Annotated in this window: 20 protein-coding genes; 9 read left to right on the top strand and 11 right to left on the bottom strand. The window is 53.7% G+C overall.

Annotation, left to right across the window (positions count from 1 at the left end):
• Positions 1-2 precede the first annotated feature (2 nt).
• From hisA to hisIE, 3 genes are read left to right on the top strand one after another with little or no spacing between them, the layout of a single operon-like run.
• Positions 3-740, top strand: coding sequence for a 1-(5-phosphoribosyl)-5-[(5-phosphoribosylamino)methylideneamino]imidazole-4-carboxamide isomerase (gene hisA / locus KHA73_RS08245; protein ID WP_234590216.1), 738 nt, complete (start codon positions 3-5; stop codon positions 738-740).
• Positions 722-1,498: an imidazole glycerol phosphate synthase subunit HisF gene (gene hisF, locus KHA73_RS08240; protein WP_234590215.1), complete on the top strand. Its 777-nt coding sequence runs from the start codon at positions 722-724 to the stop codon at positions 1,496-1,498. Before hisA ends, hisF begins: the two co-directional genes overlap by 19 nt.
• Complete coding sequence (hisIE, locus tag KHA73_RS08235; protein ID WP_234590214.1) at positions 1,492-2,106, top strand: bifunctional phosphoribosyl-AMP cyclohydrolase/phosphoribosyl-ATP diphosphatase HisIE; 615 nt, start codon at positions 1,492-1,494, stop codon at positions 2,104-2,106. Before hisF ends, hisIE begins: the two co-directional genes overlap by 7 nt.
• 40 nt (positions 2,107-2,146) lie before the next feature.
• Here hisIE and KHA73_RS08230 read toward each other — a convergent pair whose 3' ends face one another.
• The 3 genes from KHA73_RS08230 to gndA all read right to left on the bottom strand — a co-directional run bounded on the left by KHA73_RS08230 (position 2,147) and on the right by gndA (position 6,713).
• On the bottom strand, positions 2,147-3,514 hold the full coding sequence (locus KHA73_RS08230) for a phosphohexomutase domain-containing protein (protein ID WP_234590212.1): 1,368 nt from the start codon (positions 3,512-3,514) through the stop codon (positions 2,147-2,149).
• Between the two features lie 168 nt (positions 3,515-3,682).
• The gene (locus KHA73_RS08225) at positions 3,683-4,759 is read right to left on the bottom strand and encodes a mannose-1-phosphate guanylyltransferase/mannose-6-phosphate isomerase (RefSeq protein WP_234590210.1); all 1,077 of its coding nucleotides are present in this window, start codon (positions 4,757-4,759) and stop codon (positions 3,683-3,685) included.
• Between the two features lie 547 nt (positions 4,760-5,306).
• Complete coding sequence (gene gndA, locus KHA73_RS08220) at positions 5,307-6,713, bottom strand: NADP-dependent phosphogluconate dehydrogenase (protein WP_234590208.1); 1,407 nt, start codon at positions 6,711-6,713, stop codon at positions 5,307-5,309.
• 315 nt (positions 6,714-7,028) lie between these two features.
• Here gndA and KHA73_RS08215 point away from each other — a divergent pair, with 315 nt between their 5' ends.
• The 5 genes from KHA73_RS08215 (at position 7,029) to KHA73_RS08195 (ending at position 12,756) form a co-directional block, all read left to right on the top strand.
• Complete coding sequence (locus KHA73_RS08215; protein WP_234590206.1) at positions 7,029-8,294, top strand: hypothetical protein; 1,266 nt, start codon at positions 7,029-7,031, stop codon at positions 8,292-8,294.
• Positions 8,275-9,510 (top strand): oligosaccharide flippase family protein, encoded by a 1,236-nt coding sequence (locus tag KHA73_RS08210; RefSeq protein ID WP_234590205.1) that lies wholly within the window; start codon positions 8,275-8,277, stop codon positions 9,508-9,510. Before KHA73_RS08215 ends, KHA73_RS08210 begins: the two co-directional genes overlap by 20 nt.
• 86 nt (positions 9,511-9,596) lie before the next feature.
• Positions 9,597-10,490, top strand: a complete 894-nt coding sequence (locus KHA73_RS08205) for a glycosyltransferase family 2 protein (RefSeq protein ID WP_234590203.1) — start codon at positions 9,597-9,599, stop codon at positions 10,488-10,490.
• A 7-nt stretch (positions 10,491-10,497) separates the two neighbouring features.
• On the top strand, positions 10,498-11,583 hold the full coding sequence (locus tag KHA73_RS08200) for a glycosyltransferase (protein ID WP_234590201.1): 1,086 nt from the start codon (positions 10,498-10,500) through the stop codon (positions 11,581-11,583).
• Positions 11,584-11,613: 30 nt separating this feature from the next.
• The gene (locus tag KHA73_RS08195; RefSeq protein WP_234590200.1) at positions 11,614-12,756 is read left to right on the top strand and encodes a glycosyltransferase family 4 protein; all 1,143 of its coding nucleotides are present in this window, start codon (positions 11,614-11,616) and stop codon (positions 12,754-12,756) included.
• Positions 12,757-13,071: 315 nt separating this feature from the next.
• On the opposite strand, the gene KHA73_RS08190 is transcribed toward KHA73_RS08195, so the two are convergent.
• The 6 genes from KHA73_RS08190 to galE form a co-directional block, all read right to left on the bottom strand.
• Positions 13,072-14,529 carry an MOP flippase family protein gene (locus KHA73_RS08190; protein ID WP_234590198.1) on the bottom strand — a complete coding sequence of 486 codons (1,458 nt, stop codon included), beginning with the start codon at positions 14,527-14,529 and terminating at the stop codon, positions 13,072-13,074.
• Positions 14,530-14,597: 68 nt separating this feature from the next.
• On the bottom strand, positions 14,598-15,458 hold the full coding sequence (gene rfbD / locus KHA73_RS08185; RefSeq protein WP_234590196.1) for a dTDP-4-dehydrorhamnose reductase: 861 nt from the start codon (positions 15,456-15,458) through the stop codon (positions 14,598-14,600).
• Complete coding sequence (gene rfbC / locus KHA73_RS08180; protein ID WP_234590195.1) at positions 15,455-15,991, bottom strand: dTDP-4-dehydrorhamnose 3,5-epimerase; 537 nt, start codon at positions 15,989-15,991, stop codon at positions 15,455-15,457. Before rfbC ends, rfbD begins: the two co-directional genes overlap by 4 nt.
• Position 15,992: 1 nt before the next feature.
• Positions 15,993-16,862 (bottom strand): glucose-1-phosphate thymidylyltransferase RfbA, encoded by an 870-nt coding sequence (gene rfbA / locus KHA73_RS08175; RefSeq protein ID WP_234590193.1) that lies wholly within the window; start codon positions 16,860-16,862, stop codon positions 15,993-15,995.
• Positions 16,863-16,881: 19 nt separating this feature from the next.
• Positions 16,882-17,946 (bottom strand): dTDP-glucose 4,6-dehydratase, encoded by a 1,065-nt coding sequence (gene rffG / locus KHA73_RS08170; RefSeq protein ID WP_234590192.1) that lies wholly within the window; start codon positions 17,944-17,946, stop codon positions 16,882-16,884.
• Between the two features lie 156 nt (positions 17,947-18,102).
• Complete coding sequence (gene galE, locus KHA73_RS08165) at positions 18,103-19,116, bottom strand: UDP-glucose 4-epimerase GalE (protein ID WP_234590190.1); 1,014 nt, start codon at positions 19,114-19,116, stop codon at positions 18,103-18,105.
• A 420-nt stretch (positions 19,117-19,536) separates the two neighbouring features.
• On the opposite strand from galE, the gene KHA73_RS08160 reads away from it, so the two are divergent.
• Positions 19,537-21,912: a phage tailspike protein gene (locus tag KHA73_RS08160; protein ID WP_234590188.1), complete on the top strand. Its 2,376-nt coding sequence runs from the start codon at positions 19,537-19,539 to the stop codon at positions 21,910-21,912.
• Between the two features lie 55 nt (positions 21,913-21,967).
• Here KHA73_RS08160 and KHA73_RS08155 read toward each other — a convergent pair whose 3' ends face one another.
• Both KHA73_RS08155 and KHA73_RS08150 read right to left on the bottom strand, forming a co-directional pair.
• Positions 21,968-23,344 carry a TolC family outer membrane protein gene (locus KHA73_RS08155; protein WP_234590187.1) on the bottom strand — a complete coding sequence of 459 codons (1,377 nt, stop codon included), beginning with the start codon at positions 23,342-23,344 and terminating at the stop codon, positions 21,968-21,970.
• A gap of 2 nt (positions 23,345-23,346) precedes the next feature.
• Positions 23,347-24,678, bottom strand: a complete 1,332-nt coding sequence (locus tag KHA73_RS08150; RefSeq protein WP_234590186.1) for an HlyD family type I secretion periplasmic adaptor subunit — start codon at positions 24,676-24,678, stop codon at positions 23,347-23,349.
• Between the last annotated feature and the right edge of the window lie 51 nt (positions 24,679-24,729).

Here is a 24,729-nt window from a genome sequence, read left to right as displayed (position 1 = left end):
GCATGATTATTCCGGCTTTGGATTTGATCGACGGCACCGTGGTGCGCCTGCATCAGGGCGATTACGGCCAGCAGCGCGACTACGGCAGCGATCCGCACTCGCGGCTGCAGGATTATCAACAACAGGGGGCACAGGTGCTGCACCTGGTCGACCTGACCGGCGCCAAGGATCCGGCGGCGCGCCAGATCCCGCTGCTGCGCAAGCTGCTGGCCGGGGTTAACGTGCCGGTGCAGGTCGGTGGCGGCATTCGCAACGAGCAGGACGTAACCGCCCTGCTGGACGCCGGCGCCACCCGGGTGGTGATCGGCTCCACCGCGGTAAAACAGCCCCGGCTGGTGCAGGGCTGGTTCGAACGCTACGGCGCCGACGCGCTGGTGCTGGCGTTGGACGTACGCATCGATGCACAGGGCACCAAGCGTGTCGCCATCAGCGGTTGGCAGGAGAATTCCGACGCCACGCTGGAACAGGTGGTTGAGCAGTTCCTGCCCTACGGCCTGAAGCACGTACTGTGCACCGATATTTCGCGCGACGGCACCCTGGCCGGCTCCAACGTGGCGCTGTATCAGGAAATCACTCGCCGTTACCCGCAGGTCGCCTTCCAGGCTTCCGGCGGCATCGGCAACCTGGATGACATCGCCCAGCTGCGCGGCAGCGGCGTTGCAGGGGTGATCGTGGGGCGCGCCCTGTTGGAAGGTAAATTTAGCGTTGAGGAGGCGATCGCATGCTGGCAAAACGGATAATTCCGTGCCTGGATGTTAAAGACGGGCAAGTGGTGAAAGGCGTGCAGTTCCGCAACCATGAAATCATCGGCGATATCGTGCCGCTGGCGCAGCGCTATGCGCAGGAAGGCGCGGATGAGCTGGTGTTTTACGACATTACCGCCTCAAGCGACGGCCGGGTGGTGGATAAGAGCTGGGTATCGCGGGTGGCGGAAGTGATCGACATTCCGTTCTGCGTCGCCGGCGGTATCAAAAGCGCCGAGGACGCCAGCCAGATCCTGTCTTTCGGCGCCGACAAAATTTCCATCAACTCGCCGGCGCTGGCCGATCCCGAGCTGATTAGCCGCCTGGCCGAGCGCTTCGGCGTGCAGTGCATCGTGGTGGGGATCGATACCTGGTTCGACGCCGAAACCGGCAAATATCACGTCAACCAGTACACCGGCGACGAGAGCCGCACCCGCGTTACCCAGTGGGAAACCCTCGACTGGGTGCGGGAAGTGCAGCGCCGCGGCGCCGGCGAAATCGTGCTGAATATGATGAATCAGGACGGCGTGCGCAACGGCTACGATCTGCAACAGCTGCGTTTGGTGCGCGAAGCGTGCAAGGTGCCGCTGATCGCCTCCGGCGGTGCGGGCACCATGGCGCACTTCCTGGAGGCGTTCCGCGATGCGGACGTCGACGGCGCGCTGGCGGCTTCGGTATTCCACAAGCAAATCATTAATATCGGCGAACTGAAAAGGTTCCTGGTCGAACAAGGCGTGGAGATTCGCGTGTGTTAACAGAACAACAGAGAAACCAGCTGGACTGGGAAAAAACCGACAACCTGATGCCGGCCATCGTGCAGCACGCCGTTTCCGGTGAGGTGCTGATGCTGGGCTATATGAATCGGGAAGCGCTGGCGGCGACCGAGCAAAGCGGCAAGGTCACCTTCTTCTCGCGCACCAAACAGCGGCTGTGGACCAAGGGCGAAAGCTCCGGCCACTTCCTCAACGTGGTGAGCATCACGCCGGACTGCGACAACGATACCCTGCTGATCCTGGTCAATCCGATCGGCCCGACCTGCCACCTGGGCAACAGCAGCTGCTTCCACCCTGCCGCCAGCGACTGGGCCTTCCTCTATCAGCTGGAACAGCTGCTGGCGGAGCGCAAGACCGCCAGCCCGGACAGCTCGTACACCGCCAGCCTGTATGCCAGCGGCACCAAGCGCATCGCGCAGAAGGTCGGGGAAGAAGGCGTGGAAACCGCGCTGGCCGCCACGGTCAACGACCGTGAAGAGCTGACCAACGAAGCCTCGGACCTGATTTATCACCTGCTGGTGCTGCTGCAGGATCAGGATCTGGATCTGAGCAAGGTGATCGGCCGGCTGCGCGAGCGGCACCAGAAGTAATCTCGCCGGGCCTCTCGTCAATCGGGAGGCCCCGTTCGCATCAGCCGCGCAGCAGCGCCAGAATTTCAGCCGTTTTTCGCTGCATCAAATCACGATCGCCGCGCGATTCAACGTTAAGACGGGTCAGCGGTTCGGTATTCGACTCGCGTAAATTAAATCGCCATTCGGCAAACGTCATGCTAATGCCGTCGGTCATGTCAATGTCCAGCGCCTGCTCGCGATAATGGCGTTCCACGATTTCGCTCGCGGACATCCCGGGTTCCAGAACAATATTGATCTCCCCCGAGGAGGGATAAGCCTGGATGCGTTCTTCCACCAGCTGCGCCAACGTTCTGTTTTTCAAAGACATGATTTCCGCGACCATCAGCCAGGGGATCATGCCGCTGTCGCAGTAGTAGAAATCGCGAAAATAGTGGTGCGCGCTCATTTCGCCGCCGTACACCGCATCCTCTGCGCGCATCCGCTCTTTGATAAACGCATGCCCGGTTTTTGACATCACGGGAATGCCGCCGGCCTGGTTGACGATATCGACCGTGTTCCAGCTCAAACGGGGATCGTGAACAATTTTTTCCCCCGGTTGTTTGCGCAGAAAGGCCTCGGCCAACAGGCCAACGATGTAGTAACCCTCAATAAAATTGCCTTGGTCGTCAAACAGGAAGCAGCGATCGGCGTCGCCGTCGAAGGCAATGCCCATGTCGGCGCCGTAACGGCGCACCGCTTCCGCCGTGTCCTGACGGCGTTCAGGCAGCAAGGGATTTGGCACGCCGTGTGGGAATGAACCGTCCGGCTCGTGCTGAATTTTGATAAACTCCAACGGCACCTGATGCTGGCGGAAGCGCCGCTCTATTGCGTCGATCACATGCCCGGCCGTGCCATTGCCGGCGTTCACCAGCAGTTTCATCGGTTTGAAGCGGGATAAATCCACATACGACAGGATATGGTCGATATAGTTATCAAGAATGTCGGCCTGCAGATAATCGCCCTGCGGCCGGGCGGCCGGGGAAAACGCCTCTTTCTCCGCCAGAGCCTTGATTTCCCATAGCCCCGAGTCGCTGCTGATCGGCCGCGCATTCTTACAGACCAGTTTCATGCCGTTATAGTGTTCGGGATTGTGGCTGCCCGTCACTTCAATCCCGCCGTCGGCGGCCAAAAAGGCCGTCGCGAAATAGAGCTCTTCCGAGCAGCTCAGGCCAATGTCTATCACCGAGCTGCCGGCATCCAACAGCCCTCTGGCCAAAGATTGTTTTAAACTTTCACTGGTTAAGCGGGCATCGCTGCCCAAAACCACGGTGTCTGGGAGAAGGTACTCGCCAAAAGCTCTGCCGATCCGATAAGCGATTTCATCATTCAGTTCGCTTTCCAACTGGCCACGAATGTCGTAAGCCTTAAAACACGTCAACTCTGCCATATCGATCGAATTCTTCAGTTATATTTGCTACCGCGTTCTTGTCATCAAGCACTGCGCCCGGCTTAGAGACCTGCGCAATCAGCGGCACTGTCTTCTCTACATTTATCATTATCTTGGCAAACTGGAAATGTTTAACGTCGCTTATGACGCAAATTTTGCTCGGCGCCGCTAAAGCGGGAGCTTGCGCGCCTTCAGTTCGGCAACCAATTGCTTGACGTCCTGCACGCAATCCCGCGCGGCGACCAATAGCGCATCGTCAGTCTGGATGATCACCAAATCCCTGATGCCCACGGTGGCGACCAGCGTAGTGGCGGCAGAAACATAGTTGTTGAAGGCGTTAATGGCGATAACGTTACCCTGATGCGCATTGCCGGCGGCGTCTTTCTTGGCCACATCCCATATCGCCGCCCACGACCCGACATCGCTCCAGCCGATGTCTATCGGCATCACTACCGCTTCCCTGGTGTTTTCCATCACCGCATAGTCGATGGATTCGCTGGGGCAGCTGAGAAAGGTCGCTTCATCGATACGAATAAAATCATATTCTTGCCGGCAGGCATTCATCGCCAACTGACATTTCTGGTAGATCTCGGGGCGGAATATCATCAGTTCATGCAAGAATTTTTTCGCCGTGAACATAAACATGCCGCTGTTCCAACTGTAGTCGCCGCTGGACAGATAAACCTGCGCCTTTTGCAAACAGGGTTTCTCAACGAAGCATTCGACGTCAAAACAATAATCGGACAGCTGCGCGCCGCGTTTGATATACCCATAACCCGTTTCAGGGTGCTGGGGGATGATGCCAAAGGTCACCAGCCGTTCACGCAGCGAAAATTCGATAGCCTTGTTCAAGGCCGTGTGGAATGCGTCGACCTGGGTAATCAGGTGGTCCGCCGCCAGCACCAGCAAGATGCCGTCGGGATCCTGTTTCGAGGCGAAATGAGCGGCGAGAGCGACCGCCGGCGCCGTATTGCGCCCCGCCGGCTCCAGGATGATGCTCGGGGTCAACCAATCGATTTCGCGTAGCTGTTCCGCCACCAGAAAACGATGTTCCTCGTTGCAAATGACGATCGGCGCGGCAATCTCCACCCCTTGCAGCCCTTCCAGCCGCAGCAGCGTTTGTTGCAACAAACTGCGCCCGCTGCCGTCTATCGCCAGGAATTGTTTGGGGGAAGCCGCTCTTGATAAAGGCCATAGGCGGCTGCCATTGCCACCGGCCAAAATGACTGGGATTAATTTCACCATAAACCCGCACTACCCCAAAACCGTTGCTTTGCAGCAGACACCGGGCACAGGCACCCGATGCTTCGCTAGCTGATTGCTAAAGAGACATCAATTATTTTTTTATATATATAAAAAGGAAAAACAGGCTTCCATAAACCGCGGTTAATAAAATCTCATAAAAAAAGAGAAATAATAACCGGGCATAATCCTAAAAGCACAGGCACTGCCTACAGGTCCGAACATAAACCACAATGCATTGATTAAAAATAAAAATAAACCAAACACGGCAAACGGCCCCCACCGGCCACGCGTGCCGAGAACGGACGTAAGTTGTTAACCAGCCGAGGCAGAGAAAAAGAAAAAATCCGGTTTAGGAATTATATTAGCAAACATTGGTCATACGGCAAGGTAACGCGAGGAAAATACTGGGTAAACGCCGAATACCAAGATGCAGATCTTATTATTGAAATAAATCAAAAATTAAGAATAGTGCCAGAATGCATGCCTGACGATGAGTGCAAGACACAAAAAAGCCGCCTTGCGGCGGCTTTCCATCAACTGCGGGGGCTTACTCCATCCATTCGGTGTGGAATACGCCTTCCTTGTCGATACGTTTGTAAGTGTGCGCGCCAAAGTAGTCACGCTGCGCCTGAATCAGGTTAGCCGGCAACACCGCTGAGCGGTAGCTGTCGTAATAGGCGATGGCCGCAGAGAAGGTTGGCGTAGGAATGCCGTTCTGCACCGCGTAAGACACCACGTCGCGCAACGCCTGCTGGTAATCGTCGGCAATCTGCTTGAAGTAAGGTGCCAGCAGCAGGTTGGCGATATCGGCGTCGGCCGCGTAAGCGTCGGTGATTTTCTGCAAGAACTGGGCGCGGATGATGCAGCCGGCGCGGAAGATTTTGGCAATCTCGCCGTAGTGCAGATCCCAGTTGTTTTCCTTGGAAGCGGCCTTCAATTGAGAGAAGCCCTGCGCATAAGAAACGATCTTGCCCAGGTACAGCGCGCGGCGCACTTTCTCGATGAACTCGGCTTTGTCGCCGCTTACCGGCGTGGCTTTAGGACCGGTCAGCACTTTTGAAGCGGCTACGCGCTGCTCTTTGAGTGAGGACAGGTAACGCGCGAACACCGATTCGGTGATCAACGACAGCGGCTCGCCCAGATCCAGCGAGCTCTGACTGGTCCATTTGCCGGTGCCTTTGTTGGCCGCTTCGTCCAGAATCACATCAACCAGATATTTACCCTCTTCGTCTTTCTTGGTGAAGATGTCTTTGGTGATGTCGATCAGGTAGCTGTTCAGCTCGCCCTTGTTCCACTCGGCGAAGGTCTCGGCCAGCTGTTCGTTGCTCAGGTTCAGCGCCTGCTTCAGCAACGAGTAAGCTTCAGCGATCAGCTGCATGTCGCCGTATTCAATGCCGTTGTGCACCATTTTCACGTAGTGGCCGGCACCGTCTGCGCCAATATAGGTCACGCAAGGCTCGCCTTCCGCTACCGCTGCGATTTTCTCGAGGATTGGCGCCACCAGCTCGTAGGCTTCTTTCTGGCCGCCAGGCATGATTGAAGGCCCCTTCAAAGCCCCCTCTTCACCGCCGGAAACGCCGGTACCGATGAAGTTGAAGCCCTGGTCGGACAGTTCGCGGTTACGGCGGATAGTATCCTGATAGTAGGTGTTGCCACCGTCGATCAGGATATCGCCCTTGTCCAGGTGCGGCGTCAGAGAGGCGATGGTTTTGTCCGTCGCTTCGCCCGCTTTGACCATCAGCAGGATGCGGCGCGGTTTTTCCAGCGATTCAACAAACTCTTCAACGCTGTAGTACGGCGCCAGGTTTTTACCTGGGTTCTCAGCGATAACTTCGTCAGTCTTGTCGCCGGAACGGTTAAAGATGGAAACGGTGTAACCACGACTTTCGATGTTCAGTGCCAGATTGCGGCCCATGACCGCCATGCCGACAACGCCGATTTGTTGCTTGGACATTGAAGAACTCCTGTCTGAGGATGACCCTGATGGCAGCTTCGGCCAGCAGGTTTTGTGATGTGGCACACATGTTAACTCAGGATTGCGCCGCGTGGGTAGTGATTGGTGCGATAGACAGCTTGCAACAAAAACACGACCGACACTTTGTGTTTGCTGTTCAGAAGCGCATTTAAAAAAGCTAAAAGGTGATTGATTAAGACTTAACGTATATTGATGACCTTCACAGATCCTGTACAATCCCGCAGTTAAAAAAAGTAGGGGTCAAAAGTGCGTGTAATTTCCAGCGTTTTCGTAGTCCTATTCATCGTATTCTCTATGCTGGGTACGATTAAAATCTACATTGGTGGCAATCTAAATTGGTTAATCCAACTCATTTTGCTCATCGTAGCCGTAGTCAGTTCTCTGGCTGCATCTCCGCTTTCCATGATGCAAACGGTTCGTGAACGATTGCGCTGTCTGGGCAACTACAAGCTCATGTTATTCGGCTGGCTGTTATTTATGGCCGGCATAGCCATAGCTGCATTTATGAACCATGGCACAGGTCTATATACAGTCGCCAAATATCTTGCCTTTATGTTCGTGTTACTGTGCCTGTTGCTTATTTCCCCTCTATCTCCAAGCTTGTTGGAAAGGGCACTCAGCGTAACGCTCGTCGTATCCTTGGTACCTTTAATAATACTGGCATTGTTCCGCCAACTGGATGCGATGGTCATTTTGGGTGACGGCCGTATGGGCTGGCTGGCCAGCTGGCCAGGGGTCATCTGGAAAATAGGAGCCTTTGTTTGGCCTTTCGCGGTCTGGCGCTGTCTAAAAAAACCGAGTGCGCTCAACATATTGTTGGCATTTGGCGCGGTACTGACTATGGCGCTTGACGGCAGTCGTACGTCAATGCTTTGGTTGGTTCTGGTCTGGATCTCCCTGGCGGTTATCGCTATTTTCGCCAAAACGTATACCAAACCAATCCGCACTCATCTCAGCCTGCTGCTGGTCACCTTCATATCGTTCTCGTTAATTCAGCCCGTATTGCTGGGATGGGTTTCGGGCCACTACGACCAACTCATCACTCAGTTAATGGAGAAGAAGGCCGAAAAAAACGAGGCCGGGGGTGATGATTTAAATCGCGTGTTCCAAAAAACGCTTGATGCGCCGAAAGAAGCGACGGCGGATCGTTTGGTCAAGGGCGACAACAGCATTCGCTTGCAAATGCTACATACCGGCTGGCAGCAGACCGTGGATAAGTTCCCGTGGGGCGGCGGTTTCGGCAGCACTCGCGTCGATGACTTTGGCGCAAGCAGCGTTATCCATATGACCTATCTTCAACTCTTGGCCGATGAGGGCGTACTTTCATTCGTCGGTTATCTGCTGTTTATCCTGTGCCCTCTCTATTACGGCCTAAAATTCGTGACTGAAAAACGCGAGCTGTTTACAGAACGTTTTGAATTGATGCTCAGTCCGTTATCCGTACTGGCGTTGTTCTTGTTTATGGGGTGTTTCCATCCGCTGAGCAATGAGTTGACCGAATGGGCGATCGTTTTGACAGCAATTTCTATCGTGATGAGCCATGTCCCGCGTCGCAACTAATACCTTCTGGCTGATGTTGGCGCAGATTGGCGGATTGTTCATACCGCTAATCGAGTTGCCGGTACTGGCTCGCGCCCTTGGCCAACAAGGTTATGGGCAAGTGCTCTATGCTCTGGGTATCGCTCTCACCGCATCGGTATTCGTCGAATTTGGCTTCAACTTCAGCGCAGCGCGCAGCGTGGTAAAAGTCAGAGAAAATAAGCGAGAACTAGCGCAACTGGTAACCAACGTACTGTTCGCCAAGCTGCTGCTTAGCCTGGCGGTGGCTGGCGTGGTCGGCATTCTGGTATTTTCCGGCACCGGTGCAACGGCTATCCCCCATCATTGGTTTATCTGGATTTCACTTTTTATCCTGGCATTTGGTTTTACGCCATTATGGTATTATGTCGGTATTGAAAGGCTAATCTTACCGGCTTTGCTGGATTTGGGGCTACGTAGTACCGGCTTGATGTTCACCATCCTGCTGGTTTCCTCTCCCCAGCATGCGCAACGCGTTTTGACCATTCAGGCGACAGTGGGAATCATCAATACCTTGCTCCCAACGTTGCTGATGATCCGCACCACCGGCCTCGGGGGTGTCAGCCTGCGGGGCGCGATAACCGCCTTGCGGGAAAGCTGGGAACTATTTTTGTATAAAGGCGCCCAAAGCATAATGGGGTCTATTGCCTCGACGCTGTTAGGCTTGCTTGGTGGGGCTCGCGCGGTCGGGGCATTCGTGCCGGCAGAGAAACTGGTGCGAGCTGCGAGCGGCCTGGCTGCACCGGTGTTAAACGCAGCCTTCCCTCACTTGGTCAGACTGCAATCCGATTCGGCACATGCTGCCAAAAGAGTAGTCAGCCTCGCAGTAGGCGTGCTTTTTCTGGCCACCGTCGTTTTTGCCGTGCTGACGGTGTGCGTGGCGGGTTGGGTAGTGAATATCGTCTTTGGCCCCGGGTATCAAGATGCCATTGAGCTATTGAGACTTCTGGTCTGGATCGTGCCCCTGCGCATTTGCAGCATGGCGCTGGCTATACTGTGGTTTATCCCTGGGGGCAAAGAGCAAGTGGCCAGCCGGGTTATGATGCTCAACATAGTGATAATTTGCCTGCTCGCCTTCCTGTTGGTTCCGACGTTAGGCGGATTGGGAATGACCATCGCATTCCTGGCCGCAGAGGTTACAATGTTCTCCCTGTTGCTGTTTTTATTTTGTCGAAAACCTTTCAAGGCAGAGAGATAGTATGCCGGTGTTTTTATCGAATCGTAACGTCATCAACAGGAATGCCGTGATGCATCGCTTTATTCTTGATTGTGAAGGAAGTCAGTTTGAATAACTTTGCCCTAAGCGTGGTTATTACAACCTATAATCGCCCCGACTTACTCGTTCGTGCGGTAAATTCTGTTGTGGCCGAAAGAAACGAACACCATAGAATTGAAATTGTGGTGGTAGACGATGCCTCGACAACCCCATTGCCGGAGCTGGCTATTGAGGATCTGGTTTGCCATCGCATGCCTGTCAATGGCGGCCCCGGCCCAGCCCGCATGGAAGGATTGGCATTGGCCCGTGCTCCCTGGGTGCTGATGCTTGACGATGACGACACCTTAGAGCCAGGAACCGCCGAGTATTTGGCTCAACGTTTGCCTGAACAACCGGAATCACGGTATCCGGTGTATCAATTCGCCGTCAACCGCGAAAATCAGAAAGAAGAATTTCGCCTTATTACATTTGACGACTATGTAAATAAAGCCATCACCGGAGATTTCACACCGGTTTTTGACCGTCAAAAATTTTTAAGTACCGGACTGCGGTATCCACATAACCGTGCGGGCGGCGAACATTTGCTGTGGTGGAAAATCGCCGAAGAGTTTGGCATCCCCTCTTACAGTCATCCACTGGTCAGCGTTTCCGATGACGCCGCCGTTCGCCTGACCCACTTCTCATCGCAGGTCACGAAAGCCGCTTACCACCAACAGCTGGCGGAAATGGCCCTGGCTGATTTTGGGGATAGGTTGCGCCGCGATCACCCGGAAGAATACCGGCGGATACGTCTGGCTCATATTACCTACAGCCTGCTCAACAACCATCGCGCCGCAGCGCGGCAGTCGCTGCGAGATGCTCCGATCGGCGGCAAATTTAAAATCGCTTTGTGGGCAATCAGCTGGCTGCCCCATAGTGCGATTCAGAAGCTGTTCCTTTTCTATCGTCGGCGTCAAGGATGAGACTGCGATGCGTATAGATTATGTGATTACCGGCCTTGAGATCGGCGGTGCTGAATATCAGGTTGTCGCCTTGCTCGAACAATTGGCGCAAAGGGGCCATCAGTTGCGGCTGATTTCCCTGACGCCGCCGTCGTCAGCCGTGTTTATCGATCGCCTTGCGGCAGCAGGCATTCCACTCTGTTCGCTGGGAATGCGCTCCGGCAAAGATTTGCCACGGGCTCTGCTGCGCCTGCGTAAAGAATTGTTGCGCTCGCGGCCAGATGTTGTGCATAGCCATATGGTACACGCCAATCTGTTAACGCGATTGGTCCGGCTGCTGATGCCTTCGCTAAAAATCGTATGTACCGCCCACAACACCCATGAGGGCGGAAAACTGCGGGATTGGGCTTATCGGCTGACAAACCCGCTCAGCCAGATGAACACTACCATCAGCGAAGCCGCGACGCGCAGATTTACCGGTGAGAAGGTGTTTCCGACGAGCAATACGCGCACCATACCTAACGGCATCGATACGGATAAATTCGCACCTGGCGATATACGGGAAGATCACATCGGACCTTTTCGCTGGCTGGCCGTTGGCCGTCTGGTTGAACAGAAAGATTATCCAACGCTGATATCGGCCTTTAGCAGGCTGCCCGATAGTCGGTTGCTCATCGCCGGCAAGGGCCCGTTACTCGAAGCTTTACAACTGCAAGTGAAACAAGCCGGCTTGAAAGAGCGCGTTGAGTTTTTGGGCGTCCGGGACAATATCGATAAGCTATATCGCCAAGTAGATGGTTTTGTGCTGTCATCTGAGTGGGAAGGATATGGGCTGGTCGTGGCGGAGGCGATGGCCTCCGAGTTGCCGGTGGTAGTGACCGACAGCGGCGGCCCAGGGGAAATTATCGGTTCTGAAGGCATAAACGGCCTGCTGGTGCCGATAAAAAATCCTGACGCCCTGGCGCAAGCCATGGCTAGGATTGAATCGATGCCCCCCCTGGAGAGACAAAATCTAGGTCGCGCAGCGCGCCAGAGGGTCAAGGATAAATTTTCTCTAAATCAGATAGTTACACAATGGGAACATGTTTACGCAGAGCTGAAAAATAATAATTAACAGCTTTGACGGTATACACATAAGGTCTTTATGAAAATAGTACTTATAGGCACAACAGCAAACTGTGTGGTCGGTTTCAGAGCTGACCTGATCAAATCGCTGCACCAGCAGGGGCATAGTGTTTACGCTTTTGCGCTCAATTATGATGATGATACTCGCAAGCAGGTGCGGGCCCTTGGCGCTACGCCTGTGGATTATGCATTCAGCAGAACGGGGCTCAATCCTATAAAAGACTTTTGCGATACCTTCGCCCTCAGCAAACAGCTGAAAAAGCTAGAACCCGATCTAGTCTTTTCCTATTTCTCAAAGCCGTGTATTTTCGGCACGCTAGCAGCGGTAATGGCTGGGGTCAAAAAACGCTACGCCATGCTGGAAGGGTTAGGTTACCTGTTCACTGAACAACCGCAAGGGGTGAGCTGGAAAGTCAAGCTGCTGAAAAAGATCCAGGTTACGCTCTATCGCTGTGTCTTCCCCAAACTGGACGCACTTATCCTACTAAACCCTGATGATCGACATGATCTTGTGGTTGATTGCAAGATAAATGTCAAACAGGCACACGTGCTGGGTGGAATTGGTCTGAATTTGGCGGATTATCCCTTTAGCCCTGCCCCAACTCAGCCGGTCTCCTTTATTTTCATCGCCCGCCTACTGGCCGAGAAAGGCGTACATGAATACGTCGCCGCTGCCAGAAAGGTGAAAGAACGATACCCAGATACGCAATTTTACATGTTGGGCGCAGTTGATACACAGAATCCAGGCAGCCTGACAGAACAAAGTCTGGCTCAGTTGATTCAAGATGACATCATTATCGCACCGGGCCACGTTTCAAATGTGGCAGATTGGATTGCCAAATCCAGCGTGTTTGTTCTGCCTTCCTACTATCGCGAAGGGATCCCGCGTAGTACCCAAGAGGCGATGGCGATGGGGCGTGCCGTCTTGAGCACTGACGTACCTGGCTGCCGGGAAACAGTGGTGCAAGGGGTTAACGGCTATTTAGTGGAACGCTGGTCGCATGAGGCTTTGGCTGAGAGAATGTGCGAACTGATCGAAGATCCACAGAAAATTGTCAATATGGGCCAAGCCAGTTACCAGTTGGCGCAGGAAAAATTTGACGCGCAGAAGGTGAATAATCGCCTGCTGGCCATGCTAGACATTCCAAATAACGTGAAATAATGAACGCCTGAATTCTATGAAATATAGAATTCAGGCCGTCGATATTTTTCTCGGACAAGATACCCCCCTTGCACCGTACGGCGGCGAGCCGCTCACGGCTCAACCATCCTTTTCGGTAGTCGATCTCTTCCAGGCAGGCCATCTTGAACAGCTGAAAATGGGTTGAACTTTCGCACTGTGACATATAGCCTTCCGTAGGAACTCGGCACAGGGAAATAACACGCCGGACCAATATCACCAAGATATAAATAAAAAAAGCGAGCCTCTATTCTATAAATAAAGGCTCACCTTTTCATGCGTTATAAAGCAACAAAGCTAAACGATACCGACTTTTTTTGATATTTTAGTCGTCATCGCCATACAGGCTTTTCTAAATACGGGGTCAATTACAAGCATGGATGCGGCATAAAGCGCAGCGCCAAATATTGCGGTAATAACAAGATCGGTAAAATTATCAATATGGTTGTACCGTTCAACCCATTTGCAAAGAGAAATGATGCCTGCCCCCATAATCATGGTAGCAATGGCGATACGGTAAATTTTAAAGAACACATCCTTCAAAGTACCGCCAATAAGCCACATCAGTATCGCCATGACCGGGAAGAAGTTAATAACGTTGGCGAAGAAGTATAGTTTGGCAAATGTACTAATATCAAACCTTACCCCGATAATAAATGCACCAACTTGCAGTACCGCCCCCAGGATCCCGAGGCGCATAAGTATATCGGTGCGTCCTTTGGCCATAAAAACGGAACCTGTGGTACTTAATACAGCCTGGATAATGCCTACCGGAGCAAGCCACATCAATATCGTGGCAGTCATCGCCCACTGAGGGCCGAACACCAGCTGAATAAAGGGTTCTCGCAGAAGCGCCAACCCAGTCATGAGCGGGAATACGATCAGCAATATCACATAAACAACATTCAAGTAGGTTGTACGTACCTTATCATTGTTTTCCTGATGCTGGCTCAGTATCGGGAACAACGCCCGCGAGGCGACGAACGTCAGGCTCTGCAACGGGAACAGCATGATCCTGTATGCCAGCGAGTAAAAGCCCAGTACTGCGGCCGACATATAGTGGCCAATCATCATGCTGTCGGCGTTTCTCGAGAAATAATTGATAAAATTGAACAGGGTCAGATTGCCACTAAAACCAATCAGTCCTTTTATCTCTTTCAAGTTTATTATTTTTTCGAATGAAGGGCGCCATTTGGATGCCAGCCAAAGCTGTATTGAAGACATTAAAGAAAGAATCAGAATCTGGGCCACCAGGCTATAAACGCCAAATCCCTGATAGGCCATAGTGATGGCAATGATGACAGCGACCACCGACGAGCTGATTTCAATGGAGGCGACTTTTTTGAACTTAGACTCACGTTCCAATAAGGCCATATGTGCAGAAGCGCTGCTTGCTAATGGAAAACTTACCGCCAAAAGACAAAGAACGAAAATCAGCCTTGGTTCATGGAACAGATAAGAAATAAGCGGGGAAAATATAACAATAACACCGGCTATAGCCAGCCCCATCAGTATATTCAACCAGAATATTGCGTTTATTGTTTCATTCTGCAGCTCTTTCCGCTGGATAATCGCCGCTGCGGTTCCAAGATCCCTGACCAACAACGCAAAGTTTGTCACCACCAGCGCCATCGACATCAAGCCATATTCGCTAGGTGGAATCAGCCGAGCCAGAACGACAATATTAAGAACCTGGACACCAATTTTGAACAGCTGCGAGAAAGCAACCCACTTGGCGTTAGAGACTAATCCCATATCACTCCCATAGACCTAACCAAATAAACAAGGACGCCATTCATACGGCGTCCTTGTTTGAATTTATTTTACACAGCCGCTACTTTTAGCGTGTTTTCCAAAGCGCTCACCCAGTTTGAACGTGAAATACCCAACCTTTCAATTTTTTCACAGTCCAGGCTCGAGTAGGCTGGCCGTTTGGCCGGCGTCGGGTACTGTTCGGTAGTGATGCCGTTCACCTGCGGGGATTTCTCCAGCAGCCCCTGCGCCATCGCCGCGGCGAAAATCGCTTCGGCAAATTCGCTCCAGCTCACTTCCTTGTCGCCGCAGAAATGATAAACCCCGCCTTCCGCCTGACGCTGCAGCAGGTCTATAATCGCCTGCGCAATGTCGCCCGCGTAGGTCGGGCAGCCGCGCTGATCGGCGACAATCCCCAGCACATCGCGATCTTTCGCCAGCCGCAGCATCGTCTTGACAAAGTTATTGCCGTATTCGCTAAATACCCATGCCGTACGGATGATAATCGCCTCAGGATGGGCGCCGGCGACCGCAATTTCCCCGTCAAGCTTGGTTTTACCGTAAACCCCCAGCGGGTTGGTCACATCCGCCTCGCGGTAGGGCGTCTTCGCCTGCCCGTCGAAAACATAATCGGTAGAAACGTGGATCAGACGACACCCCGCCTCTGCCGCGGCCTGTGCCAGGTTTTTAGGGCCCTGTTCGTTGATGCGCGCCGCCAGTTCGTTCTCGGTTTCCGCCTTGTCAACGGCGGTATACGCCGCCGCATTCACAATCGCGTCGGGCCGGTAGTCGGCGACCACCTGCTTCACCCTGGCCAAATCGGTAATGTCCAGGCTGTCGCTGTCGGTGGCCAAAACGTCCCACCCTGCCGGCAGGCGATCGCAAAAACAGCTGCCCAGCTGCCCTTTCGAACCGGTTAACAGCACTTTCATTGCGCCAGCTCCCGGAACAGTTTGCCGACCTTGTCTTTCTCCGACAGCAGCGGGTTATCAATCGGCCATTCGATGCCGACCTGCGGGTCATTCCACAGCAGGCACCCTTCATGCGCCGGATTATAATAATCCGTGCACTTGTATTCGAAATCGGCAATGTCAGAAAGCACCACAAAACCGTGGGCCAATCCCGGCGGCACCCAAAACTGGGTCTTGTTTTCCTCGGACAGGATAGCCCCTTCCCAGGCGCCGTACGTCGGCGAACCAGGGCGAATATCTACGGCGACGTCGAAGACTTCACCGCGGACGACGCGCACCAGCTTGCCCTGCGGATTCACCTTCTGAAAGTGCAAACCGCGCAGCACGCCGCGCGACGAACGGGAATGGTTGTCCTGGACGAAATCCAAATCAATACCCAGCATCTCCTGATAACGCTTCTTCTCAAAGGTTTCCAGGAAGAAGCCGCGGGCATCGCCAAATACCTTGGGCTGAATGATTTTCACACCGTCGATCTTGGTCTCTGTGACTTGCATGTTATTTCTCCACGATCAGTTGCGACAGATATTGGCCGTACAGCGTCTTGCCCAGCAACTTGGCTTCGGCTGCGACCTGCTCGCGGCTCAGCCACCCCTTGCGGTAGGCGATCTCTTCCAGGCAGGCCACCTTGAAGCCCTGACGCTTTTCGATGGTGTGAATAAACTGCGAAGCCTCAATCAGGCTGTCGTGCGTACCGGTGTCCAGCCAGGCAAAGCCGCGGCCCAGCAGCTCAACGTTGAGCGCGCCTTTATCCAGGTACATCTGGTTCAGCGTGGTGATTTCCAGCTCGCCGCGCGGCGACGGCTTCACCTGTTTCGCCATCTCCACGACGTCACTGTCGTAGAAATACAGCCCGGTGACCGCCCAGTTGGACTTCGGCGCCGCCGGCTTTTCTTCCAGCGACAGCGCGCGGAAATGCTCGTCGAACTCCACCACGCCGAAGCGCTCCGGATCCATCACCTGGTAACCGAACACCGTTGCCCCCTGGTTGCGTTCAACCACGGACTCCAGCTTTTTACCAAAACTCTGGCCAAAGTAGATATTGTCGCCCAGCACCAGTGCGCAGCTGTCGCCGTTGATGAACTCTTCACCAATAATGAACGCCTGCGCCAGGCCGTCCGGGCTTGGCTGGATTTCGTAGCTCAGCGAAATGCCAAAGCGGCTGCCATCGCCCAGCAGGCGCTGGAACGCCGGCATATCTTCCGGGGTCGTGATGATCAAAATGTCACGAATGCCGGCCAGCATCAGCACCGACAGCGGATAATACACCATGGGCTTATCGTAAATAGGCAACAGTTGCTTGGACACGCCACGGGTAATCGGGTAAAGGCGCGTGCCTGAACCACCAGCTAAAACAATACCTTTCATTTTAATACCTTAGAATTAATTAACGGGTCAGACCCAGGCGTTCGCCGGCGTAAGAGCCGTCTTTCACGCGGCTCCACCAGGCCTCGTTGGCCAGGTACCATTCGACGGTTTTACGGATACCGCTCTCGAAAGTCTCTTGCGGCTTCCAGCCCAGTTCCGCGTCAATTTTTGAAGCGTCAATCGCATAGCGCATGTCATGGCCCGGGCGGTCGGTCACGAAAGTGATCAGGTCTTCGTAGCGGCTCAGATTGCCCGGCTTGTTCGGCACCAGCTCATCCAGCAGGCGGCAAATGGTGCGCACCACATCGATATTCTTGCGCTCGTTATGGCCGCCGATGTTGTAGGTTTCGCCCACTTCGCCCTCGGTCACCACCTTGTACAGCGCACGAGCGTGATCCTCGACATACAGCCAGTCGCGCACCTGGGTGCCGTTGCCGTAAACGGGCAGCGTCTTGCCGTCCAGCGCATTCAGGATGGTCAGCGGGATCAGCTTCTCCGGGAAGTGATACGGCCCGTAATTGTTTGAGCAGTTGGTTACGATGGTCGGGAAACCATAGGTGCGCAGCCAGGCGCGCACCAGGTGATCGCTGGACGCCTTGGAGGCGGAGTATGGGCTGCTTGGCGCGTAAGGGGTGGTTTCCGTGAACAGATCGTCGGTGCCGTGCAGATCGCCGTACACTTCGTCGGTGGAAATATGGTGGAAGCGGAAGGCTTTCTTCTCTGCTTCACCCAGCGTTTGCCAATACTGGCGCGCCGCTTCCAGCAACGTATAGGTGCCGACGATGTTGGTTTCGATGAACGCTGCCGGGCCATCGATCGAGCGGTCGACGTGGCTCTCCGCCGCCAGGTGCATCACGGCGTCCGGTTTGAACTCGGCGAACACGCGATCCAGCGCCGCACGGTCGCAAATGTCTACCTGCTCAAAGGTATAACGATCGCTGTCGGCGATCGTTGTTAATGACTCCAGATTACCTGCGTAGGTCAGGCTATCCAGCACCAGAATGTGGTCACTGGTATCATTAATGATATGTCGGGCGACAGCCGACCCAATAAAGCCTGCACCACCGGTAACGATAATTTTCATAAAACCCTCTAAACAACACCTTAACTTTGTGAAAAAAATTCCTGCGCCAGAGTTTACCGCCATCCTGGGTAGGATGCAGCGGCGCTGCGCTTAACCAGCCCGCGGTCATGCTTTCTTATATCGCATACGCTATTGCGGGCCACGCCAGGCTGACCGTCAGCGGTAACCTTGCGGATTTTTTTGCTGCCAGTTCCAGGTATCACGCATCATGGCGTCAATGCCGCGCTGCACCTCCCAGCCCAACTCTTGTTTCGCCAATCGCGCATCGGCCCAGAATGCAGGAAGATCGCCGTCACGACGCGGTAAAATCTGGTATGGGACAGCGACGCCTGAAGCTTTCTCAAACGCCTGTATCATCTCCAATACGGAATACCCAACGCCGGCGCCCAAATTGTAAGCCTTGAATCCGTCGATCTTTGGCAAATGGTCCATCGCCATCAGGTGGCCTTCAGCCAAATCCATCACGTGGATATAGTCGCGCACGCCGGTGCCATCTTCGGTCGGGTAGTCACCGCCGAACACGCCGAGTTTCTCCAGCTTGCCGATCGCCACCTGGGAGATGTAAGGCAAAAGGTTGTTGGGAATGCCATTCGGGTCTTCACCGATCATGCCGGACTCGTGGGCACCAACCGGATTGAAATAGCGCAGGGCGATAATGGAAAATTGCGGCTCCGCCTTGGCGAAATCCTGCAGAATTTGCTCAACCATCAGCTTGGAGGTGCCATAGGGACTGGTCGTTCCGCCGATCGGCGTGGTTTCAACGTAAGGCACCGGAGAATTGGCGCCGTAAACCGTAGCCGAGGAGCTGAAGATGAATTGGTGCACACCTGCGCGACGCATTTCCTCCAACAGGATCAGCGTGCCCGCAACGTTATTCTGGTAATACTCGAGCGGCTTGCGAGTCGATTCGCCAACGGCCTTCAACCCGGCAAAATGGATAACGGCGCTGATCTGGTGTTCGTCGAAAATGCGCGCAAGGGACTCCCGTTCCCGAATGTCCCCCTGGTAAAATACCGCAGCCTTGCCGGCCAGTTGCTCGACGCGATGCAGTGATTCTTCTGAAGCATTGCACAGGTTGTCCAACACCACGACATCCTCTCCGCGTTCCAGCAGGGTCAGCACCGTGTGTGACCCGATATAACCAGCGCCGCCCGTAACCAAAATCGCCATAACCACTCCTCTATGCTTCGCGTTTATACATTGTTATATCGCATGCTCCCCTACTCTTGCTGCTGCACACTGCATAGGAAGCAAACGAGTCGCCTAAAAGATCGTCTCTTTGCCGGCAGACCGGCCCACGGCGGGTAGTTTGATGCCATACGATAGCGCATCTGAGGCAACAATACAGAGGTAAGACGATATTTCAGAATTATTCTTAACGCCCGAGAGGTTTCCGGCGATCGCCTGACGGCCTGGCCGCGTTCGCACTCAGGAGGTGCCGCAGTAATTAATTATAAAAACAAACAGTTGGAAACCAATTTTCTTCATACAATGGACGTGAAGGCAAATAAGTTTGCTGTGATTTCGACAAGTCTGTACGATAAAAAATCAGATGAATAAGTCTAAATTATATAGTGTGAGGTAGGCTTAATGGAACGTCGCTCGCTGTTAAAGAATAGTATGCTTGGATTCCTTGCTTTTTTTATTGTGCCTCGCAAAAGCGGTGCGGCAAATGTTGCAAGCAATAATGCCGTCAATGATAAAAGCAAAGTATCCATCACTCAAGTCCTGGTTGAAAACATCAAGCAAAGATCGCAAAGCGAAGACTATATATTGGTTGGGAATGCGGGGGCAGATCCTAAAACGACAAAAAACAGAATTCCCGTTTTCGTTCAACGGCAAGATGGATCATTAACGCCGATCCCTCAACCTATTAAGCTCGGTGACGATGGGCTGCCCATCTTCAACGGCCGCCAAATAGAATTATTCGCGAATAAGCAATTTTCGCTGGCGACTTACGATAAAGACAATAACCAAAAACGCTACTATGCCTCAATAACGGCCGACAAGTTCACGCTTTTAACGTCTGAGGCAAGCACTGCCAGCATCGGCGACACCACGTTAGCTCAGCTGCTGTCCATTGACGTGCGCATGTTCGGCGCTCATCCAATAACAGAACCCGGTTATGAAAATTTTGATAGCGCCCCCGCCTTTAGGGCGGCAATTGCCCACGTTGCGGCCGCTGGCGGTGGAAGTGTGCACTTTACAGGAAAGTATAAGTGCCTATCGGCCGGCAGCGAATACGTCTTGCCCTATGATGATGGCAGCGTGTCGCCGAAGTTCTCTCGCAAGGCGCTCGATAGCAACATAAGTGCCGAAGAAAAATCCAGCATGCCGGTATGCCTGGAGATACCCTCAAATGTGAAGCTGCAGGCGGACAGTACGGAAAATAGCCTTATCGATTTTGGCTGGCGCAGAGATAAAGGGGACATTTCGACAAAGCAGATGATAGGCATTGTCTTTCGCGTTTTAGGTTATCCGAAAAGAACCAGAATGGATACTTATGTTAGCAACGTATCTATCGATAACTTCAAAATATTGAATGCTTTTATTGGATGGTTATCCGACGGAGTGATGTTTGCTCAGTCTCGAATCGGCAATATTTTTTACCACGGCTGCGGCATTCCAGCCATTGCGCAGGGAGTGGACTCCTGTGCCTGGGGGAGCCAGACTATTGCCAATTGTTATGCCGGTATCGTTGTCGGCGGAATGTGGCTGCAAAGAAATAACGTTCAGCTGGGCGGCGAATGGGTCCCTCCATATAATAATAATGATATTTTCGCGTTGGGTTGGTGCGACATGCTCACCATAGACCGAATTGCCGTCGGCAATACGTTATCCTGGTCAGACAGGCACCGTGCCATCGACAAATTTTTCGATGATTACTTTTATAAATCTAAAAACTCGGCCACCACATCGGAAGGCGGACGGCTTTCCAACGTTGGTATGGATCTCAAGACAAAATCATCATTTGCCAATAATAAATACCGAGGTATAGCTGGCCGTGCCTTTATTAACTTCAGCCGCTACAACCGTGGGAACAGCAATTTAATCATTAACGACCTTAAGGTTTACTTCTTGCAAAGAACGCCTGTTTTGTCGAGCTATGGACAAGGTTCGATGTACTACGGGGAAGTCAGAAACTCGTTTATCGAAAGAGTAGGCTTTATCGACTACGGAAAGCCTGACACTGCAGATAACCGTTTTTATGAGTCAGGCGTTGATGGTTTAAATCAAGATATGAAAACGCTCCCGGCACTGGTTTGCGAAGGAAGTCTCTCCGCAGTCAGAGCCTCGATGATGAATTCGCTCTCAGCGCCGGTCAGCACGACATCGCTGCCAATCAACAACGCGGTCGCTACCCTGCTTTACACGCATAATATCGGCACGGCCTTATCCTCGCCCAAAGTGTCGAACACCGCATTACGCTACCTCAGCTTGTGGGATGGGAAAAACGGCGCCGTTATCGAACGTCTTTGGCCCGGAAGATTCGAATCTCAGCCCATAGCCTTCGATGCCGAAGACAAAAACCCTGACCATCAGTTTAAACACAGGGTGAAAAAATTCACGCCTGAATTATACAACGGTGTTTCTGGCGATAAGCTACCACTGAGTCACGCCAAAGGCTCCTGCGTATTCCTGGCGGGGATCACCAAAGTATTTATAGAAATAACGCTGCCACAAAACATTGAGGGTCTGCAAAATGTGCTGACCATTGGAGCCTTGCCTAAAAATACCGACTCCAACTACGAATTCGGCTCCACCATGCCGATTCTGCATGTGATAAATGCGGCGCTGAAAAATGAAGGTGCCAAGATCATGACGGCGGCGCTCAACGCAGATCGCGTGACGCTAAGTTATACGCAGAACGCACAGAGCGATAAAAAAGTGAACATTCACGATCTGGTTGGGGGGAGTGTGCTGTCTCTGTGCCTTGAATATAACACCAGCTGGCACCTGCAATAACAGCGTCGGGGGTGTTGCCAACCAACAGCCCCGACATCTGCTCTACGGCCGCGTTTTATCGCTGCCGCGCAAAGTACTGCGCGACCCGGCTCACGTCCTTTTCATCCAGCGTGCCCGAGTCGCTCAGCAGCGTGATCCACGACTTGATATAGGTATATTTCGCCGACGCCAGGTCACGCTGCGCGCTGTAGAGTTGCTGTTCGGCGTTCAGTACGTCGACGTTGACGCGTTGCCCCGCCAACACGCTCTGGCGCGTAGCCTCAACCTGCGTGGTGGCCGACTTCACGGCGAGTTCATACGCCGCCAGCTTGGCCCGGCTGCTGATGCATAGGTTGAATTGCTTGCGCAAATCGTTCAGCGTGGTACCGACCTGCGCATCCATCTCATACATTGCCTGGCCGTAGCGCGCCGCCGCCTGGCGGGTGGAAGCCGAGACCCCGCCGCCGGCATAAATAGGCATGCTGACCTGCACGCCGACGCTATTGGTTCGGTATTTTTGGTTCACCGTGTTGTCGCTGCTGGAGTCGTTTTCCGAGTGTGAAGCGTAGAGTTGCACCTGCGGCATAAAGCCGGCGCGGTTTCTCTCCACTTCATACTTGGCGGCATCGACGCCGTGGCGCGAGGCAGCCAGCATCGGGTTATTGTCTAACGCGATCTTTTGCCACTCTTCGAATTTGGACGGGATCAGCGGCGCGACCTGGAATTTGCCGGGCCGCAAGGTTTGCAGATCGTCCAACTGGTTCAGCGGCACGCCGATAATCACTTCCAAATCCCGCTGCGCGGAGTCCAACGCATCGCGCGCTTCGATCACCTGCGCTTCCGCCAGGCTGTATCTGGCCTGCGTTTCCGAAACGTCGGTAACGGTGCCCTCGCCCGCGCTCATCAGGCGATCGTTCAGCGCCAGTTGTTCTTTGTATGCCGTCTTCTGCGCTTCCGCCAACGCAATCTGATCTTTGGCGTAAGCCACTTCAACATAGGCCGAAATAACCCGCACCGCGAGATCCAGGAATTTGCCGCGATAGCGCTCGTCCGCCATCAACGACTGCGCCACGCCGGCCTTATAGCGTGCATAGGCTTCGTAATCGAACAGCGGCTGCGTCAGCGTTACCGAACCGGAGTAGCTGCGGTACTGCTGGCGCTTGGTGACATCCGACATGTTGCCAAAAAAGTCGCTCTGCTGATATTTCTGCGTTTGCCAGTTGCGCGGCGAATTTTGATAGTTAAGCGACACCTTCGGCAGCAACCCCGCCCTGCCGATGTTTTCGTTCTCTTCCCCGGCTTCTTTCTCTTTTATCGCCGCCCGGAAGGTAGGATCTTTTTCAAGTGCCAGCGAATATGCGTCTGAGATCCCTATCGAATAAACCGGCGCAGATATCGCAAACAATAGGGTACTGATAGCAAGGCCAGCAACCTCTCGTTTAAATTGAATCAAAATTATTCCTCGGTTAATGAAGTATGAGCGCGATCCAAAATAGGTTTAAACAGGTAACTCAACAGTGAGCGCGAACCGGTTTTGACAAACACTTCGACCGGCATACCCGGTTTGATGTCGTCACCGTTTAGCATCTTCATGCCTTCCGGCGACACCGTTACCTGCATTTGGTAGTAAGGTTCGCCATTAGCCTTGTCAACCAGCCGGTCGGCAGAAACCAACGTCACCGTCCCCGGGATTTTCGGGGTCTTGTTTTGGTTGAAGGCGGTAAACATCAAATCCACCGGCAACCCGTTGTACACTTTATCGATCAGATCGACCTTGAGGCGGGCATCCACCACCAGCGTCGCCTGGCTTGGCACAACGTCCATCAGGTGGTCACCCGCTCCCACGACGCCCCCCTGAGTAAAGATACTTAACCCGACGACGGTGCCGTCGACCGGTGAAGTGATGGCGGTATTGCCCAGTTCAAAATTCGCCATATCCAGCTTGTTTTTATATTCGCTGGCATCCATTTGCGTTTGCGCCAGCTGGGTTCGCACTTCGCGCTGGTAATCGGCGAAGCGCTGATCGATGCGCTGCTGAGACTCCTGCAGCTGCTTTTGCAATTGGCCGATCCGCCCGACGGTTTCATCGATGCTGCCGTTCACCTCCGCGAACTGGCGCTGCACCTCAAGATAACGGTTACGCGGCAGGTAGCCGTCCGCCGCCAGCTGTTTCATGCTGTTCATCTGTTCACGCAGGCTGGCCAGCTGGATCTGCTTGTTGCCTCTGGAGTCCTGCAGGCCCTTCAGTTGGAAACGCATGCCGTCCATCGATTGCCTGTAGCCATCGATTTCACTTTGCAAGCCCAGGCGGCGGGAAGCGAACAGCTGCGTTTGCAGGGCGATAATTTCCGCCACCCGCGGCTGATCCTTAATTTGTTCGAATACGGGAGAAAACGTCACCTTGCCCAGGCCATCGCGCTCGGCCAACAGGCGCCCTTCGCTGGCCAGCGTGGTGTAATATTGGTCGCGCAATGATTCAACCTGCGCCTGCGCCTGTACCTGGCTCAGCTGCACCAATATCTCACCGGCTTTGACTTTGTCGCCTTCCTTGACGGTAATGCTTTTGATGATGCCGCTGGCCGGCGCCTGCACCGTTTTACGGTTGCCGGAAACGGTGACCGAACCCGGTGACGCCACCCCTTTATCCAAAGGCGCAAACGCGGCCCAGATAAAGAAGCCAAACAGGCCGATCCCGACCACCAGCCACCCCAGGCGAGTAAAGCGTCGTTCATCTTGTGGGATCTGCTGCGAATACGAGTCTTGCGATTCGCCAATGTGCGTAGCCATACCAACTCCTTTGACTGCAGGCGGAGATCCCCCGCCCGGCAAGTTCGCAAC

The organism is Serratia entomophila (genome assembly GCF_021462285.1).
Classification (GTDB): Bacteria; Pseudomonadota; Gammaproteobacteria; order Enterobacterales; family Enterobacteriaceae; genus Serratia; species Serratia entomophila.
Note: the sequence above shows the minus strand (reverse complement) of the source record. Positions and strands in the feature narration are given on the sequence as shown.

What these genes read in the sequence shown, in the direction of transcription:
- rffG (WP_234590192.1), bottom strand. Translation starts at nt 17,946, where the DNA reads ATGAAAATTATCGTTACCGGTGGTGCAGGCTTTATTGGGTCGGCTGTC.
- hisF (WP_234590215.1), top strand. Translation starts at nt 722, where the DNA reads ATGCTGGCAAAACGGATAATTCCGTGCCTGGATGTTAAAGACGGGCAA.
- rfbA (WP_234590193.1), bottom strand. Translation starts at nt 16,862, where the DNA reads ATGAAAGGTATTGTTTTAGCTGGTGGTTCAGGCACGCGCCTTTACCCG.
- rfbC (WP_234590195.1), bottom strand. Translation starts at nt 15,991, where the DNA reads ATGCAAGTCACAGAGACCAAGATCGACGGTGTGAAAATCATTCAGCCC.
- gndA (WP_234590208.1), bottom strand. Translation starts at nt 6,713, where the DNA reads ATGTCCAAGCAACAAATCGGCGTTGTCGGCATGGCGGTCATGGGCCGC.
- KHA73_RS08200 (WP_234590201.1), top strand. Translation starts at nt 10,498, where the DNA reads ATGCGTATAGATTATGTGATTACCGGCCTTGAGATCGGCGGTGCTGAA.
- KHA73_RS08230 (WP_234590212.1), bottom strand. Translation starts at nt 3,514, where the DNA reads ATGGCAGAGTTGACGTGTTTTAAGGCTTACGACATTCGTGGCCAGTTG.
- galE (WP_234590190.1), bottom strand. Translation starts at nt 19,116, where the DNA reads ATGGCGATTTTGGTTACGGGCGGCGCTGGTTATATCGGGTCACACACG.
- hisA (WP_234590216.1), top strand. Translation starts at nt 3, where the DNA reads ATGATTATTCCGGCTTTGGATTTGATCGACGGCACCGTGGTGCGCCTG.
- KHA73_RS08190 (WP_234590198.1), bottom strand. Translation starts at nt 14,529, where the DNA reads ATGGGATTAGTCTCTAACGCCAAGTGGGTTGCTTTCTCGCAGCTGTTC.
- KHA73_RS08150 (WP_234590186.1), bottom strand. Translation starts at nt 24,678, where the DNA reads ATGGCTACGCACATTGGCGAATCGCAAGACTCGTATTCGCAGCAGATC.
- KHA73_RS08225 (WP_234590210.1), bottom strand. Translation starts at nt 4,759, where the DNA reads ATGGTGAAATTAATCCCAGTCATTTTGGCCGGTGGCAATGGCAGCCGC.
- KHA73_RS08210 (WP_234590205.1), top strand. Translation starts at nt 8,275, where the DNA reads ATGTCCCGCGTCGCAACTAATACCTTCTGGCTGATGTTGGCGCAGATT.
- KHA73_RS08215 (WP_234590206.1), top strand. Translation starts at nt 7,029, where the DNA reads ATGCTGGGTACGATTAAAATCTACATTGGTGGCAATCTAAATTGGTTA.
- rfbD (WP_234590196.1), bottom strand. Translation starts at nt 15,458, where the DNA reads ATGAAAGTGCTGTTAACCGGTTCGAAAGGGCAGCTGGGCAGCTGTTTT.
- KHA73_RS08160 (WP_234590188.1), top strand. Translation starts at nt 19,537, where the DNA reads ATGGAACGTCGCTCGCTGTTAAAGAATAGTATGCTTGGATTCCTTGCT.
- KHA73_RS08195 (WP_234590200.1), top strand. Translation starts at nt 11,614, where the DNA reads ATGAAAATAGTACTTATAGGCACAACAGCAAACTGTGTGGTCGGTTTC.